We start from the raw sequence: 15,387 nt of genomic DNA, 5'->3' as shown, positions 1-15,387 counted from the left end.
CAACCAGCACGGACAATTTTTGCAGAGAGTACCACAAATAGTCGCAACGGATTTAAACCGCTGGCGCAAAGCGGCGTAAAACCGCTTCATCCAACGACAACGGGTCGCCACGCAGTTCGGCGCTCAGCTTCGCCATAAATTGCACCAGAAATTGGGCGTTATGCACCGCCAAGGCTCTTCCCTGCTCCGTTTGCATGGTCTCAGGCAGACGGAGCAATTTGCTCTGGAAATGGTCGAGAGCATATTTCTTGTCATCAAGATCGCGCTGGTCAGCAAAGGGGTCGTTAGCATCAAACAAAATCGTGTTTAGCGCGCCTGAAACGGCAAAGACACGGGCCAGGCCAATTGCGCCCAAAGCTTCCAGACGATCTGCATCCTGGACAATTTTTGCCTCTACGCTTTGTGGCAGTATAGCCGCACTAAAGCTATGCGCTTCAATGGCATGCATAACAGCAGGATAACGGTCGTCTGGAAAGTCGGGGAAAGCGCTTTGCAGGATAGACCGCGTTTTCTGCGCCGCCATGCGTGAAGAATGATGACGTTGAGGATGGTTTTTAGCCAGGCTGACAATATCGTGAAAGTAGCAGGCCGTCAGGATAACCAACTCGTCAGCGCCGCTCTCGTCGACCAGTTGCTGCGCGGTACTCCAGACGCGGCGAAAGTGCGAAATGTCATGCGCCGCATCTTCCTGTGCATGATGCGTATTTAACCAGTTTTCAAATCGTTGTTGCCATTCAGCTAATAACATGAGCGTTTCCTGATGCCTGGGACTAGCCACGAGCATAGCAACTTTAATCGCGCTGTTCATGTACCTGAATAGGGGGACGCGTGTACCAGGCTATCGCCCCAAGGATTAACCCCACTGCCCCCAGCACCAAAAAACCCAGCAGCGCGCCAATCCATTTGCCCGCCGTTGATCCCCATTCACCATCAATGCTGGCGCCGGGAACACTTTGAATCCGCCCCACTATCCACCAGTACCGTACCATCGCCCACACAAAGTAAGCGCAAAAAGCGTAAAAAGCCCATAACGCCAGCTTTCCAACGGGCCCCCGTTTCGCTTTCGTGTCCATTAAATCCTTCTCCATACATCAACCACAACGCATCATCGTCAACCACACATTTGTGACGCAAATCACATTATACAATTATCATGCTTATCTGGAAGCATGAGTGTAGTACTGAGCGCTTTTGGACATCCGTGAACGCAGGAGCGGTACTCCCCTATATATTACGGCTGTGTTCATGCTTTTAAATAAGACGATTTGCTGAAATTCAGCAATGTTCGTTATCAAACAAAATTATTTCAAATGATGACTTATCACTTTATAACCGATGATATTATTATGCCATTTACAATACACATATCATTATCATAAAAAATTAAAAAACCTTTAGTATCAACAACCATAATAAGTCACTAATAAGCCACGGAAATATTCATTACCCAAAAAATAGAAAATACATATATTGAATATAAAATAAATATTTTGAAATATTTTAATATACTTTTATTACATTTTTTATTTAATTAAAAATGAACTTAAGCGGCTAGTATCGATTTGTCATTCCACAGGGAATTAGACAATTCATATTAATTATGATTAAAGGGAATACATAATGAAAAGAAAAGTATTGGCTATTATGCTGCCAGCGTTATTAGCAGCAGGCGCGGCGCACTCTGCGGAAATTTATAATAAAAACGGCAATAAACTGGACCTCTACGGAAAAGTTGACGGCCTGCACTATTTCACTGACGATGCTTCTGAAGATGGCGACCAAACCTACGTACGTTTCGGCCTGAAAGGCGAAACACAGATCAACGATCAGCTGACCGGCTACGGCCAGTGGGAATACAATATTCAGGCTAACACCACTGAAGGTGAAGGCGCTAACTCCTGGACTCGTCTGGGTTTCGCGGGTCTGAAATTTGCTGATTACGGTTCACTGGACTACGGCCGCAACTACGGCGTTATTTATGATGTTGAAGCCTGGACCGATGTGCTGCCGGAATTCGGCGGCGATACCTACACCCAAACTGACGTCTTCATGCTCGGCCGTACCAACGGCGTGGCGACCTACCGCAACAGCGATTTCTTCGGCCTGGTAGATGGTCTGAACTTTGCCCTGCAGTATCAGGGTAATAACGAAAACGCGGGTTCTGGCGAAGGCACCAATAACGGTGGCGATCGTAAACTGGCGCGTGAAAATGGCGACGGCTTCGGTATCTCTACTTCCTACGATTTCGGTATGGGCATCAGCTTCGGCGCGGCATATGCTTCTTCCGATCGTACCAACAATCAGGTGGCTGCCTCTGCCAGCAGCGCATACGCCGGCGGCGATAAAGCCGATGCCTGGACCGTAGGCGCGAAATACGATGCTAACAACATCTACCTGGCAGCGATGTACGCGGAAACCCGCAACATGACCTCCTTCGGTAAATCCACCAGCTATCTCGGCGGCGGTATTGCCAACAAGACGCAGAACTTCGAAGTCGTTGCCCAGTATCAGTTCGATGATTACGGTTTACCGCTGCGCCCATCCGTTGCATATCTGCAGTCTAAAGGTAAAGACCTGTACAACAGCGGCGACAAAGACCTGGTTAAATACGTTGATGTGGGTATGACTTACTACTTCAACAAAAACATGTCCACCTATGTTGATTACAAAATCAACCTGCTGGACGAAGATGACTACTTCTACCGCGCAAACGGCATCGCCACCGATGACGTTGTCGCGCTGGGTCTGGTCTACCAGTTCTAAGATCCCCTCATGACCAAAGCCTGCCACGCGCAGGCTTTTTTATTTTAACGGTCAGCCAATACTGCCTCGCGCGACGTCGGCATCAATTCACTGAATTCATTTAAATTTCGCCAAGGAAGTGGCTCAATAGCACTTCAGCAGCGGAAGGGATACTCGCGAGCGCACGAGAGCGGAAACGCTGAAATTTAGTCCTGGTCTGAGTCAGAAAATGAGAAGATTCTTTGGCGCCCTTGTCTGCTTCAGCGCTATGCTTTTTTGTAAAGGGATTGTCTCAGCGGGATATGCATCACTGAAAAGGATAAGCGTAAGTGATTGAATAGTGGCGGAGAGAGGGGGATTTGAACCCCCGGTAGAGTTGCCCCTACTCCGGTTTTCGAGACCGGTCCGTTCAGCCGCTCCGGCATCTCTCCGCTGTTGAGGTTGCTATAATGCCAGGTTCTTTGGCATTTTAATAGCTCCAGTCCCTTAAATTGAGTTCAAGTGACGACTTTGCGAGCGATATGATGTTTAAATGGCCGTGGAAAGCAGAAGAACAGACAGGCAATGGCGAAATCCCGTGGGAACAAGCGGTTGCCATTCCGGTTTTAGCAAACCTCACTCATCAGGAACAGCAGCAACTGTGCCAAATGGCAGCACGTTTTTTACAGCAAAAGCGTCTGGTGCCGCTACAGGGATTTGAGTTAACCCCATTACATAGCGCGCGTGTCGCCCTACTCTTTTGTCTGCCGGTGCTGGAGCTTGGCCTTGAGTGGTTAGATGGCTTCCATGAAGTCCTGATCTACCCAGCGCCCTTCGTCGTCGATGACGAATGGGAAGATGACATCGGCCTGGTGCATAATCAACGCGTTGTGCAATCCGGGCAAAGCTGGCAGCAGGGTCCCATTATCCTTAACTGGTTAGATATTCAGGACTCTTTCGATGCCTCAGGTTTTAACCTGGTGGTGCACGAGGTCGCGCATAAACTGGATTCACGTAACGGCGATCGCGCCAGCGGCGTCCCTTTTATTCCCTTGCGTGAAGTCGCTGGTTGGGAACACGACCTGCATGCAGCGATGAACAACATTCAGGATGAAATCGATCTGGTCGGCGAAAGCGCCGCCAGCATTGATGCCTATGCGGCAACCGATCCGGCTGAGTGCTTTGCGGTGCTCTCAGAATATTTCTTTAGCGCACCGGAGCTATTCGCTCCTCGCTTCCCGGCGCTATGGCAGCGGTTCTGCCAGTTCTATCGTCAGGATCCGCTACAGCGTTTACGGGAAAACGATCTACTGGATGAAGACGACGCGCGCGTTGTTCATTAAAAACCCGCTTTGAACTAAATATCGCCAATTGAATCAGCTGGTTAAATTTAGTGTTGACACTAAAATGCGAGGCCATTACTATGCGCCTCGTTCACACGATTCCTCTGTAGTTCAGTCGGTAGAACGGCGGACTGTTAATCCGTATGTCACTGGTTCGAGTCCAGTCAGAGGAGCCAAATTTAAAAAGCCTGCTTTCGAGCAGGCTTTTTGCTTTTTAACATCCACGCCAGTTAAAAACTGCTTTCTACCGCTGAACGACTAATATTCACCGGCATCCCGGAGCGCCTCTGTAACGCTGAATCCGCGCGCCCGACATTCACGCCCGCGCCCTGTACAAACTCACGGATTGCCGGGGTATATGGCAGCGGTACTTTACGGTCTGACTGAAATTCAGCGCGATTACGCGATAACGGTTCATGCACTTCCAGCCAGCGGCTACCGTCCGGTTCAGTCGTGTATTTTACCGGCTGATCGATAATCTGTACTCGCGTACCAACGGGCACATTATCGAACAGGTATTTGATGTCATCGTTGCGCAGGCGAATACAGCCTTGGCTCACCCGCAGGCCAATGCCAAAATTGGCATTCGTTCCATGAATGGCATACAACCTGCCAATATAGATAGCATACAGCCCCATCGGATTATCTGGCCCGGCGGGCACCATCGCCGGCAGGGTTTTACCTTCTTTGGCATACTCGCGACGGGTATTCGCCGTCGGCACCCAGGTAGGCCCTTCCTGCTTACGTTCCACCGCCGTCACCCAATTACGCGGCGTCTCGCGCCCCGCCTGACCGATACCGATCGGTAACACCTCGACGGTAGTGCCCTCAGGCGGATAATAATAAAGCCGCATCTCGGCGACGTTTATCACGATACCGCTACGTACAGTAGCAGGCAGGATCAATTGCTGTGGGATAATCAACGAGCTTCCCGATTTGGGCAGATAGACATCGACGCCGGGGTTAGCCTCCAGCATATTGCTCAGCCCCTGCCCGTACTGCGCGGCAAAGGTTTCCAGCGGTTGGGTATTACGCTCGGGCACGTTAATTTTCATCGGGCTGCCAACCAGACGACTCCCTTCCGGCGGCAACGGATAACTTACCGCCAATGCGCTGTGGCTGGCCAACATCATCACCAGAGAGCAAAGCAACTTCATATGCCGCACCATCATTTTCCCTTCCTCAGTCGCGACTCACGTGAATGAATTATAGCTGCTTTGTCGCCTCCCGCTTGCCCGCTGGCCGCACTCAGATTTGATAATCGATCGCCACTTCCTCCGGCTCCATCGCCTGGCGCTTAATCTCATCCAGCGATAGTCCAGCATTGCACAGTTCAATGAAGCGCCAGACGTAGTTACGTTGTAACTGACCGCGTTTGAGCCCCAACCAAACGGTATTGGCATCAAAGAGATGGCGTGTTTCCAGCCGGGTAAAGGTATCCGCTTCGCGAGCATCGCCGGATTGCTCCGCCACCAGCCCCACGCCCAAGCCCAGCTCCACGTAAGTTTTGATCACATCCGAATCCTGGGCGCTGAGGACGATATCCGGCATCAGCCCTTTACGGGTGAAAGCTTCATCAATACGCGAGCGCCCGGTGATCCCCTGACGGTAGGTAATTAACGGCCAGCGCGCAATAGCCTCGAGCGTGAGCGGCGTAACCTCAATCAGTGGATGATCTTTTGGCACTAACAGACTGTGGTGCCAGCGAAACCAGGGGAATGCCACCAGCGTCGGGTCGTTACTTAAGCGCTCGCTGGCGATACCAATATCCGCCCCGCCGTTGTGCAACAACGCCTCGATTTCCTGCGGCGTCCCTTGCACCAGTTCCAACCGCACTTCGGGGAAAAGTTCGCGAAAAGCTTTAATTACCGGCGGTAGGCTATAACGCGCCTGAGTATGCGTGGTGGCAATAGTTAATACGCCTGAAGCGTCATTGGTAAAAAGATCGGCCAGCCGGCGAACATTGCTGGCCTCGTTGAGGATCCTTTCGGCAATGGAAAGCAGCGCTTTACCGGGTTCGGTCATCCCCAGAAGACGCTTACCGCGGCGGATAAAGATTTCTATCCCCAGCTCTTCTTCCAGCTCACGAATATGGCGGCTGACGCCAGATTGCGAGGTGTACAGCATATTAGCGACTTCCGTCAGGTTGTAATCCCGACGGGCCGCCTCGCGAATAATTTTTAGTTGCTGGAAATTCACCTTTTCCCCCAGGTCTTCAGACATAACATGATGTCTATTGTTAAAGTCTGTTTACCCGGCAAACAAATAATAAAAACCAGCAACTTATTCCTTAAAAGAATATAACCTAACTGACCAGCTGTAATTCACGATTCTCCAACGAAGGACGGCTGACCAGCGACAGCAGGATATCTTTGACCGCCTGAGCCTGAGGAGATAAACCGCCGCGCGCCGAGGTATTCAGTGAGAGCGACAGGCTCATCGACGGGGTGCTGATGCGCGCCATCCAGCCATTTGCCGTAGCACACAGCGAGCGCGCCGCCGATTCCGGCAGTACGGTAACGCCCATTCCACTGGCGATAGCGGCAGTTAATGTAGTGATGGATTCGATCTCGCCGATCACTTTTGCCGACAGGCGGCGTAAGGTAAAGGCTTCCGTCACCCTGGCACAGACAGCGCTATAGTCACGCGGTAAAAACAGACTCATCTCCGCCACCGCAGAGAGATCAACGCTTTGTCCCGGGCAGTTTTGCGTGCCGACCAGATACAAATCCTCTTTTAGCAACGGCTGGCTGACCACTCCCGCTACCGGCGAACGTTCGTACAACACCGCCATATCCAGTTGGCCGCCAAGCAGCTTGTCATTTAAAACGCTGCCGCTACATTCCTGCAGATAGACGTTGACCTCGGGAAGCTCATTACGCACGGTCTGCAGCAACGGCATGGTGATCGCCGAAGCAGCCGTTCCCGGTGCAAGGCCAATCGCCACCTGCCCGCTCAGCGTCTGGCCCACATTATGTACCGCCAGATGCGCCTGTTCACACTGACGCAAAATGGTTCGCGCGTGGGTATAGAGAATTTTCCCCGCTTCGGTTGGCGTAACGCCTCGTTTGGTGCGGATCAGCAGTTTCTGCTCCAGTTCACCTTCCAGGGTCGCTACCTGCTGACTCAGCGCCGGTTGTGCGATATGCAAGACTTCAGCGGCCTGGGTCAGACTGCCGATATCGACGATTTTCACAAAATACTTCAGTCGTCTTAAGTTCATTTTGCCTCCTGTAAGGGAATGCCACTACTGGCCATTAAGTTACAGGGATTTTGCAAGATGCTTGCCAGGTTTTACGTAGCCGCTCACCGCCCTGCTGGCGCGGTAAAATAAGGGTTAGTGATAATACTGCTGGCTTCCATGAGCGCATGATATGCCCCATTAGGGGTATAAATGCACCATTTCGGTGCATTTCCGCTGGCGTTTACTCTAAAAGGGTTTTGATTGTTGAAATTGTCAGCAGTCGAACGCTTTATGGCGATTCAGCCTTTGACAACACCCTAAGTCATCGATAATATGCGCCCCGTTCACACGATTCCTCTGTAGTTCAGTCGGTAGAACGGCGGACTGTTAATCCGTATGTCACTGGTTCGAGTCCAGTCAGAGGAGCCAAATTTAGAAAAGCCTGCTTTCGAGCAGGCTTTTTGCTTTTATTTGCTTTATACACCTTCTGCTTTGATTATCACTTGCGTTAAGGTAGCGTCATCGTTCGTTTCACCAGATGATCCTGCATGTTTATCGTTACCGACACCTTCCGCGATTTACCTTTTATTCAGCATGCCGAGTGCGGCTATCTTCGCGCTGACCCGGCGTTAAAATTTTGTCGGGTACATTTCGCCAGGACACAATTACAGGACGCACTTTTCAACCAATACGCCGTCCCGTTCCCTTCTGCTCTTGCGGGCGCCGTCGTAAAACGTAAAGCCGAATATCTGGCCGGGCGCTACTGTGCGCACTATTTACTGCGACAAGCCGGCTGCTTAGAGCCGGTGTTAAGCGCCGCCGATCGCGCGCCAGTTTGGCCGGCAGGCTGGCGAGGAAGCGTCTCGCACAGCGAAGATACCGCCATCGCGGTGGTTATCGCAGAAGCCAACGGCCGGTATCCCGGGGTCGATATCGAGCATCTGCAACCGGGGGTCATGCTGGAAAGCGCCGATATGTTTGTCTCGAGAACGGAACAGACGCTGCTTTCCTGTTGTGGGCTGGATATGGAGTGGGCACTGCTGCTGGCTTTCTCAGCCAAAGAGAGCCTGTTCAAAGCACTATATCCGCGCGTACAGCAGATGTTTGATTTTGATGCCGCCGCCATAGTCGCACTCGACCCAGCAAAACAGCATTTCACGTTACACCTCAATAAAACGCTCAGCGACGCCTTTCCCGCAGGTAGCCCGTTCAGCGGCGAATATCACTTCAGTGAAGGCACCGTTCTTACCTGCCTGTGCTAGCTGTTCATTTCGCCCCTTCGGGATTATGATGGCGCGAACTATTTGACCTGCATACAGTGATAGATAAATGGATGTCATCGGCATCATTATGTCAGCGGGGAAATCCTCCGTCGACGTAGCGCTTTATACCTTATTACCCATTATGGTCGTCATGCTGATCATAATGAAATATCTCGAAGTCCGCGGAATTCTCGACATCATCGTGCGCTGGCTGGCGCCGCTGCTAAAACCCTTTGGGTTGACCGGCATGAGCGCCTTCGCGCTGATTCAGATAAATTTTGTGAGTTTTGCCGCCCCGCTCGCCACGCTGGCGATTATGGATAAACGTGGTGTTTCCGACCGACAAATGGCCGCCACCCTGGCGATGGTGTTCGCCATGGGCCAGGGCAACGTTTTCTACCCCTTAACGCCGTTCGGCCTGCACTGGCTGGCCGCAATCACCATTTCTATTGTCGGTGGACTCTGCGCCGCAGCGGTCTGCTGGTACGCCACCGGGCGTAAGTTATCCATTGTCGAGAGCAGCCGGGCAGAAGTGCTCCCGGAAAGTGAACAAAATAATCACGGGCTGATTGCGGTGATCAATAGCGCCGGCGCCGACGCTATCCGCCTGGCGCTTGGCGCCGTGCCGATGCTGATTTTATCTTTGACCATCGTCGGCCTGATGCAGGCGGCTGGCGTCATCGAAATGCTGCAGCGCGTGCTGATGCCGCTGCTGCAATGGCTACATATCCCGGAAAACTTCGTTCTGCCCGCGCTGGTGAAATGTGTGGCTGGCGGTACCGCCTATTTTGGGGTTATCTCCGAGCTGGCGCAGCAGGGAAAAGTGACGCTCAGCCAGATTAACGCCTCCGCGGGGCTGCTCATCCAGACCTTCGACCTACCCGGCATCGGCATTTTCCTTGGCGTCAGCTCAAGATTTGTGCGTCTTTTCCGCTTCGTCGCCCCTGCCGCCCTCATCGGTATTGCGCTGCGGACGGTATTGCACATCCTGGTGTTCTGAGCCCAACGGTAGACGCTGATTAATCCGCTGCAGCAGGTAGGGGAAAAACGGGTTAGAGGTGGCGCGCATTAACGTATCAAGACCGACGCTCAGCGTTGCGGTCTCGCCGCGTAGCGAAATGGTGCCAAGACTAATACCGCTAAGGTTTTTCTCCGTCGGCTCGCGGCCATACAGCGAATCGGTGATGGGGAACGGCACCGCGATATGCGAAAGCGAGTACATATCCTGCGGCCAGGACAAATGCAGCGCCTGGGTTCTCTCGGCGGTTTGCCCCGCCAGCGTCAGGCGCGCGACGGTATCGAGGGTGTGCTGAGTCGCATTCGTCACGATCGTCGTGGAGTACGGACGCGGCGCCGGAGGTAACAAGGTATTCACCGCCGAATAAGTCGCCGGGCGAAACAGCGCCCGCAGGTTCGCCGCCTGATTAATATCGAAAATCACCAGTTCGCTGCCGTTGTCCGGCAAATAGCGGTATAACGAATCAACCACTGCCCGAGTACTGACCGTAGAATCAATCACCGACTGAAAGGTTAACACCGGCGCGATAGAAGTTAGCCGCTGGCTCTGCGCCGCCTGGATAATCTGTTTTTGTAAGGCCTGGGTCAGCAGCCACGACTGGCGCGCTGCCTTTACCGGAAATGAATTGTACTTATAAGGGTTAAACTCCGGAATGACGTTTAGCCACGCCGCGCGCGCAAAGGCGGGAAACACCGAAGGCAGGCCAGCCAGCCCGGCGAAACGGGCGAAAGCGGTGACGCCAATCATCGGCGAAAGTAGAATAATCTGCTGCGGCCTGACCAGCGATTTATCGGTCAGTTCATCAAGCGCATACTTCAACGCCAGCGCGCCGCCGTTAGAATATCCCACCAGATGCAGCGGCACATCCCCACCGGCAAGTCGCGTCGCTTCTCGTACCGCCAGGCGAGTTGTCGCCAGCCACTGTTGCCAATCAACGTGGGTTAATGCGCCAGGCGCGGTACCGTGGCCGGGTAAGCGCGGCGCCACCGCGACAAAACCTTGCCGTTGATACTCTTCCGCCAGATAGCGCACGCTGTAGGGAGAGTCAGTTAATCCATGCAGCAACACCACCGCCCCACGCGGTTTGCCGGATGGCAGTAGGATAAAGGAGCGATTCCAGTCTGGCGTAAAGCGTTGTGGGTAGACCAGGCTGTCGCGATAAAAGCGATTTAGCGGCGTTTTGTCAGCGGCTGATAGCTGGTCACTGACCTCACGCCGCAAATCAGCAAATATTTCATCTTCCCGCTTGAGATAGCTGGCAAAGCTGGCGCGGTCGATTTCACCGGCGGTCATCTCATCCCCAGACCAGGTATGCCAGCGCTGCAACGCGGGGCCGCGTTCCGATTCATAGATTCGTCCGATGAAAAACACCACCACAACAATAGCGGCGGCGACCAGCGCTTTTTTCGCCAGCGAGACTATCCTTAATCCAGATTGATTCAGAATCTTGTTAAATCGCATCAAAGCCATAGGTGTTATTTGCCTGTCCCGCTGCATCGCCGAGTTAAGATTTAACAACGTCAGCTAAACGTAAATTAAACCAATGGGTAGTTTCAGTTGTCTTTAAAACGATAACACGGCAATTATCATTCTGAGTGTAACAAGCCTGGGTGAAAACATGGAGTGGTGGGTAAAGAAAGTACGGAAAAATTCCTCTACAGCAACGACTTGCGTGGTTCTACAGAGCGGTCAGTTCGTGGTGATTGCTGAAATCGAAAGCCGATGCAGACTGCAGGAAGGCGACAAGTTAACGCCTGGCCCTAATGCGCTTTATTACATCAACAATAACGGCGCGGCGACATTAAGAGTGATAAGCGCAAGTAATTTTAGCGCCGAACGTTGGGCACAGACAGCCTGATCCTGGGTGGCTAAGCTTTTATTATCAACGAGTTTGAATATTTATCCGGGACAGTAATTTTCCTTCGCCATTTTCACGCTGTAGCATACTATCGTCAGTATCAGCAGACCTGAAACAAGGAGCGAATGATGAACCAGAAGGCCGTCAGTCTGACCCCGGAGCAGGCGCTTTCCCAGTTGGAAGCGCAGTATGAAAGAGCGGTTAACGCGTTGCGTAAGGCCATTGGCGAGTACATTCACCACAATATTCTTCCTGATGAAATAGCCCGTGCTGAAGGCTTATTCGTCTATCCTCAATTGTCTGTCTCGTGGGATGGCGCCGAGCACAAAGCCTTAAAAACCCGAGCCTGGGGGCGATTCACCCATGCAGGCTGCTACACCACCACCATTACCAATCCAAAACTCTTTCGCGCTTATCTGCTGGAACAATTAACTCTGCTGTATCAGGATTACAGCGCGCATATTAGCGTCGGCAATTCGCAGCACGAAATTCCCTTCCCTTACGTGATTGATGGCTCTGCGCTGACGCTGGATCGCTCGATGAGCGCCGGATTAACGCGTTATTTTCCGACCACCGAACTGTCACAAATTGGCGATGAAACCGCCGATGGTCTGTTCCACGCCACCGAGTATTATCCGCTGTCGCATTTTGACGCCCGCCGCGTCGATTTTTCACTGGCACGCCTGAAGCACTACACCGGCACGCCGGTTGAACACTTCCAGCCGTATGTCTTGTTTACCAACTACACGCGTTACGTCGATGAATTCGTCAGTTGGGGCTGTAGCCAGATCCTCGATCCGGATAGCCCGTACATTGCCCTCTCCTGTGCGGGCGGGATTTGGATCACCGCCGACACGGAGGCACCGGAAGAGGCGATTTCCGATCTGGCATGGAAAAAACACCAGATGCCGGCCTGGCACCTGATCACTAACGACGGTCAGGGCATTACATTGATCAACATCGGCGTCGGCCCGGCCAATGCCAAAAATATTTGCGATCATCTCGCGGTGCTGCGCCCTGACGTCTGGCTGATGATTGGTCACTGTGGCGGTCTGCGTGAGAGCCAGTCGATAGGCGACTATGTACTGGCGCATGCCTATTTACGTGACGACCACGTACTGGATGCGGTGCTGCCGCCGGATATTCCCATCCCGAGTATCGCCGAAGTGCAGCGCGCGCTGTATGACGCCACTAAACAGGTTAGCGGCATGCCGGGGGAAGAGGTCAAACAACGTCTGCGTACCGGTACGGTGGTGACCACCGATGATCGCAACTGGGAATTGCGTTATTCCGCCTCGGCGCTGCGCTTTAACCTTAGCCGGGCGGTAGCCATCGATATGGAAAGCGCCACCATCGCCGCGCAGGGCTACCGTTTCCGCGTACCTTACGGCACGCTGCTGTGCGTTTCCGATAAGCCGCTGCATGGCGAGATTAAGCTACCGGGACAAGCGAACCGCTTCTACGAAGGGGCAATTTCCGAGCATCTGCAGATAGGGATCCGCGCCATCGATCTGCTGCGCGCCGAGGGCGACCATATGCACTCCCGCAAGCTGCGTACCTTCAACGAACCGCCGTTCCGTTAATCCGCCCACCCGCTTTGTATGGCATCATGCAAAGCGGGTATACCGCAAATCTAGCGAGAATAAGCCAGCGTTCGGGATAAATAATATCGATACAATGAGAAGCCCCCCAGGGCTGCGGCGATTACCGAATTCACCAGCCAGACAGCTGCAAAATTAAAGTACTCGAGTATGACGCTGTTGATGGCGTTGGCCGCAAATAACCCGCCAGCCGCCACCAGTGAAATAGCGCCATCGCGCCCCATGCAATACCGGCACGTAATTCATTAAAAATACGGCTAAATACCGTCTGTGCGAAAATAACGAACAAGGTATTAACGAAGAAAACCACGCTAACAAAATACTCGCTATACTGGTGGGTGATAAATATTGGCAACAGGTACTCAATATGAGAGTAAAAATACATAAAGAAAAATTGCAGGGCAAAAACGGGGAATAACGCTGGATTAAACAGGCTAGCCGAGAGCTCGACTATCAGCGACCGGCGCCCCGCCAATACCATTCATCACCGCAGAAACGAGCAGGATCTCATGATTCGCATTCAAATCCAGAAGCGCAAACGACAGCGCGCGCACCCCCACCCCGGCAAGGGCGGCATAAACGGCAGGAAAAATATCAGCCATGCTGCCGCCAAATAAAGCGAAAACGCGCTGTGAAATGACTTTAATTGAGACCAACACACCGGCAAATGCCACGCCATAACCTAAATTATCTGACACATAAATGGCATAGTAAGGATTGATAATAAAGCTGCCGAGGCTGAATATGAACAACGACAGCAAATAGTTCAGACTACGTTTATCGTGGCAGATAAAAGAGGATTTCATTTGTGCTCCACGCGCTTAGCTAATTTCAGCGGCAGACTCAATAGCCGTCGCCAGCGTCTCTAATGAATTGAGTAACTGCTCATGGCTACTATCGCGCAAAATGATATGGCCAATAAAATCGGCATTCGTCTTAATTTCGCCATTAAGGATGTCGCCGATTTTGGCTGAAAAGCTGGCTTCATGAAGCGTAATACCCGCCTGCAATGCCAATTGCTCAACATCTGGTAATGCCTGCAAGGTTCCTGATACGCGGGCCCGAAGCATGCGGATACCAGAGTAATAGTTCTGTTTGAGCGGCTCAGCCGTATATTTACCCTCCGCAGCCCAACATAGCCACAGCAGCCATGGATTGAAATTTTCAAAGCTCAACATCGCCAGATCCCAAATATGCATACCGGCAGGGCGCATATTGGTTTCAACAGCGGCCGTCGCGCCGGGAAGTAAAAATATTTCGTTATGCCAGGCGCCATTCGACGACGACACCAGTTCACGCATATGTTCGCCTGCAGAACGCAGCAGTATTTCATCCGCCGGGGTCAAACAGGCAGGCACCACCTGTTGATACTCCGCACGGTAGTGGCCTTCAGTAGTATGCTTTTCCGTGATCCACTGCTTACCCGCCACACTATCCCAACTAAATTCTTTCGCATTTTCGATAAGAGATTCCACCAGGATCCCTGCTTCGCGATAAGGCGCCAGTGAAGCCCAGATAGACTCGCATTGCTCAATATACTCAATCACCTGGCACCCGCGGCTATTGCCCTCCTTCGCTGGCTTGATAAACGCCTTACCGCCTAACGAATCGACCAGATCTTTAAGTTCATTCAATGATGTTACCGGCTGGCTGGTTACCGTCCGATAACCGGCGGGATGGAATGAAGCCCTGGTATCCAGTTGACGGAATATTTGCTTATCCAGCCCTGCTTTTGCTTGTTCTGGCAGCGCGCCGGGTAGTCTGTTCTTTTGCGCCAGCAGCGCCCCCAAAGGAACACCTCGATCGGAAAATGGTAAAATACCGATGGGAGAAAGTGATTCGGTTGCCAGATATTGATGAACGACATCCGCTGAGGCCGGGAGTTGTGTAACTTCAAGCGTTGTTTCAATCACCAGATCAGCAAATTGCTCATCGCTTGCTGTTTTTTTCTCAGTAATTAATACAACTTTGGCGTCAAAATATTTTTGTGCCTCAACGCGAATTTTAGCAACATCATAAATTCTGACGTTATTATATCCAACGACAATAAAGCATGGCGTATTCATGATAAGGCTTCCACTGTGCAGGTATTAAAAATTGACTCAATGATTCTTGCGATTTTCGTTTGCTCGCCAAAGACCACACCACTCAATGGCGAGGTTGTCGGTGAGTAAGAAATTGTGCCGCGCGAGGAGACATCCTGATTTTGCACTGGCACGCCAGCCGCACCGTTTGATCTTCTATACCAAGCAATTTGAATAAACGTTTCTCTTTTAAAGTCTTGCCCGTGATATTCTCCATCCCTGATAATACCTTGACTCGACACAACCCACAGTTTCCAGTTTTACAACCAAACCTCATGTTCTCCCTGCATTCTAAAAGGCTCACCACATCCCTGAA

At 52.0% G+C, this 15,387-nt stretch carries 15 protein-coding genes and 3 tRNA genes; 8 read left to right on the top strand and 10 right to left on the bottom strand.

What is annotated here, in order from left to right; genetic code table 11:
• Positions 1–52 precede the first annotated feature (52 nt).
• Together ABLU78_RS23130 and drpB are read right to left on the bottom strand one after the other, a co-directional pair.
• Positions 53–748, bottom strand: a complete 696-nt coding sequence (locus ABLU78_RS23130) for a phosphohydrolase (protein ID WP_045365610.1) — start codon at positions 746–748, stop codon at positions 53–55.
• 43 nt (positions 749–791) lie between these two features.
• The gene (drpB, locus tag ABLU78_RS23125) at positions 792–1,073 is read right to left on the bottom strand and encodes a cell division protein DrpB (RefSeq protein WP_015705988.1); all 282 of its coding nucleotides are present in this window, start codon (positions 1,071–1,073) and stop codon (positions 792–794) included.
• A 547-nt stretch (positions 1,074–1,620) separates the two neighbouring features.
• On the opposite strand from drpB, the gene ompC reads away from it, so the two are divergent.
• The gene (gene ompC / locus ABLU78_RS23120) at positions 1,621–2,763 is read left to right on the top strand and encodes a porin OmpC (protein WP_015705989.1); all 1,143 of its coding nucleotides are present in this window, start codon (positions 1,621–1,623) and stop codon (positions 2,761–2,763) included.
• Positions 2,764–3,083: 320 nt separating this feature from the next.
• On the opposite strand, the gene ABLU78_RS23115 is transcribed toward ompC, so the two are convergent.
• A tRNA-Ser gene (locus tag ABLU78_RS23115) sits at positions 3,084–3,173 on the bottom strand.
• A gap of 90 nt (positions 3,174–3,263) precedes the next feature.
• On the opposite strand from ABLU78_RS23115, the gene mtfA reads away from it, so the two are divergent.
• Together mtfA and ABLU78_RS23105 are read left to right on the top strand one after the other, a co-directional pair.
• Complete coding sequence (gene mtfA / locus ABLU78_RS23110) at positions 3,264–4,064, top strand: DgsA anti-repressor MtfA (RefSeq protein ID WP_162866924.1); 801 nt, start codon at positions 3,264–3,266, stop codon at positions 4,062–4,064.
• A gap of 100 nt (positions 4,065–4,164) precedes the next feature.
• A tRNA-Asn gene (locus ABLU78_RS23105) sits at positions 4,165–4,240 on the top strand.
• Positions 4,241–4,294: 54 nt separating this feature from the next.
• Here ABLU78_RS23105 and ldtA read toward each other — a convergent pair.
• From ldtA to nac, 3 genes are all read right to left on the bottom strand, one after another.
• Positions 4,295–5,236 carry a L,D-transpeptidase gene (gene ldtA, locus ABLU78_RS23100; protein WP_048228972.1) on the bottom strand — a complete coding sequence of 314 codons (942 nt, stop codon included), beginning with the start codon at positions 5,234–5,236 and terminating at the stop codon, positions 4,295–4,297.
• 76 nt (positions 5,237–5,312) lie between these two features.
• Positions 5,313–6,263 carry an HTH-type transcriptional regulator Cbl gene (gene cbl, locus ABLU78_RS23095; protein ID WP_015705998.1) on the bottom strand — a complete coding sequence of 317 codons (951 nt, stop codon included), beginning with the start codon at positions 6,261–6,263 and terminating at the stop codon, positions 5,313–5,315.
• A 106-nt stretch (positions 6,264–6,369) separates the two neighbouring features.
• On the bottom strand, positions 6,370–7,287 hold the full coding sequence (gene nac / locus ABLU78_RS23090; RefSeq protein WP_015365883.1) for a nitrogen assimilation transcriptional regulator NAC: 918 nt from the start codon (positions 7,285–7,287) through the stop codon (positions 6,370–6,372).
• 314 nt (positions 7,288–7,601) lie between these two features.
• On the opposite strand from nac, the gene ABLU78_RS23085 reads away from it, so the two are divergent.
• The 3 genes from ABLU78_RS23085 to ABLU78_RS23075 all read left to right on the top strand — a co-directional run bounded on the left by ABLU78_RS23085 (position 7,602) and on the right by ABLU78_RS23075 (position 9,510).
• Positions 7,602–7,677 (top strand) — tRNA-Asn (locus ABLU78_RS23085).
• Positions 7,678–7,796: 119 nt separating this feature from the next.
• Complete coding sequence (locus ABLU78_RS23080) at positions 7,797–8,510, top strand: 4'-phosphopantetheinyl transferase superfamily protein (protein ID WP_048228975.1); 714 nt, start codon at positions 7,797–7,799, stop codon at positions 8,508–8,510.
• Between the two features lie 67 nt (positions 8,511–8,577).
• Positions 8,578–9,510: a nucleoside recognition domain-containing protein gene (locus ABLU78_RS23075; protein WP_020078391.1), complete on the top strand. Its 933-nt coding sequence runs from the start codon at positions 8,578–8,580 to the stop codon at positions 9,508–9,510.
• On the opposite strand, the gene ABLU78_RS23070 is transcribed toward ABLU78_RS23075, so the two are convergent.
• Entirely contained in the window at positions 9,421–10,989 is a 1,569-nt protein-coding gene (locus ABLU78_RS23070; protein ID WP_171824348.1) for an alpha/beta hydrolase, read from the bottom strand. The genes ABLU78_RS23075 and ABLU78_RS23070 overlap by 90 nt on opposite strands.
• A gap of 157 nt (positions 10,990–11,146) precedes the next feature.
• Between ABLU78_RS23070 and ABLU78_RS23065 the strand changes: the two genes are divergently transcribed.
• Positions 11,147–11,386: a histidine kinase gene (locus tag ABLU78_RS23065; protein WP_071647701.1), complete on the top strand. Its 240-nt coding sequence runs from the start codon at positions 11,147–11,149 to the stop codon at positions 11,384–11,386.
• 128 nt (positions 11,387–11,514) lie between these two features.
• Positions 11,515–12,969, top strand: a complete 1,455-nt coding sequence (locus ABLU78_RS23060) for an AMP nucleosidase (RefSeq protein WP_048228978.1) — start codon at positions 11,515–11,517, stop codon at positions 12,967–12,969.
• Between the two features lie 452 nt (positions 12,970–13,421).
• On the opposite strand, the gene ABLU78_RS23055 is transcribed toward ABLU78_RS23060, so the two are convergent.
• The 3 genes from ABLU78_RS23055 to ABLU78_RS23045 form a co-directional block, all read right to left on the bottom strand.
• Positions 13,422–13,793 carry an MFS transporter gene (locus tag ABLU78_RS23055; protein WP_045389785.1) on the bottom strand — a complete coding sequence of 124 codons (372 nt, stop codon included), beginning with the start codon at positions 13,791–13,793 and terminating at the stop codon, positions 13,422–13,424.
• A gap of 15 nt (positions 13,794–13,808) precedes the next feature.
• A complete protein-coding gene (locus ABLU78_RS23050; RefSeq protein WP_048228980.1) occupies positions 13,809–15,053 on the bottom strand; it encodes a biotin carboxylase in 1,245 nt (414 codons plus the stop codon).
• Positions 15,054–15,135: 82 nt separating this feature from the next.
• Entirely contained in the window at positions 15,136–15,348 is a 213-nt protein-coding gene (locus tag ABLU78_RS23045; RefSeq protein ID WP_224404375.1) for a 2Fe-2S iron-sulfur cluster-binding protein, read from the bottom strand.
• Positions 15,349–15,387 lie beyond the last annotated feature (39 nt).

Origin of the sequence: Klebsiella sp. JN_Kp122, assembly GCF_040062085.1 — a bacterium.
In the GTDB taxonomy this organism is placed as follows: Bacteria; Pseudomonadota; Gammaproteobacteria; order Enterobacterales; family Enterobacteriaceae; genus Klebsiella; species Klebsiella aerogenes.
The sequence above is the reverse complement of the archived record's forward strand: the minus strand, read 5'-3'. Positions and strand labels throughout refer to the sequence as shown.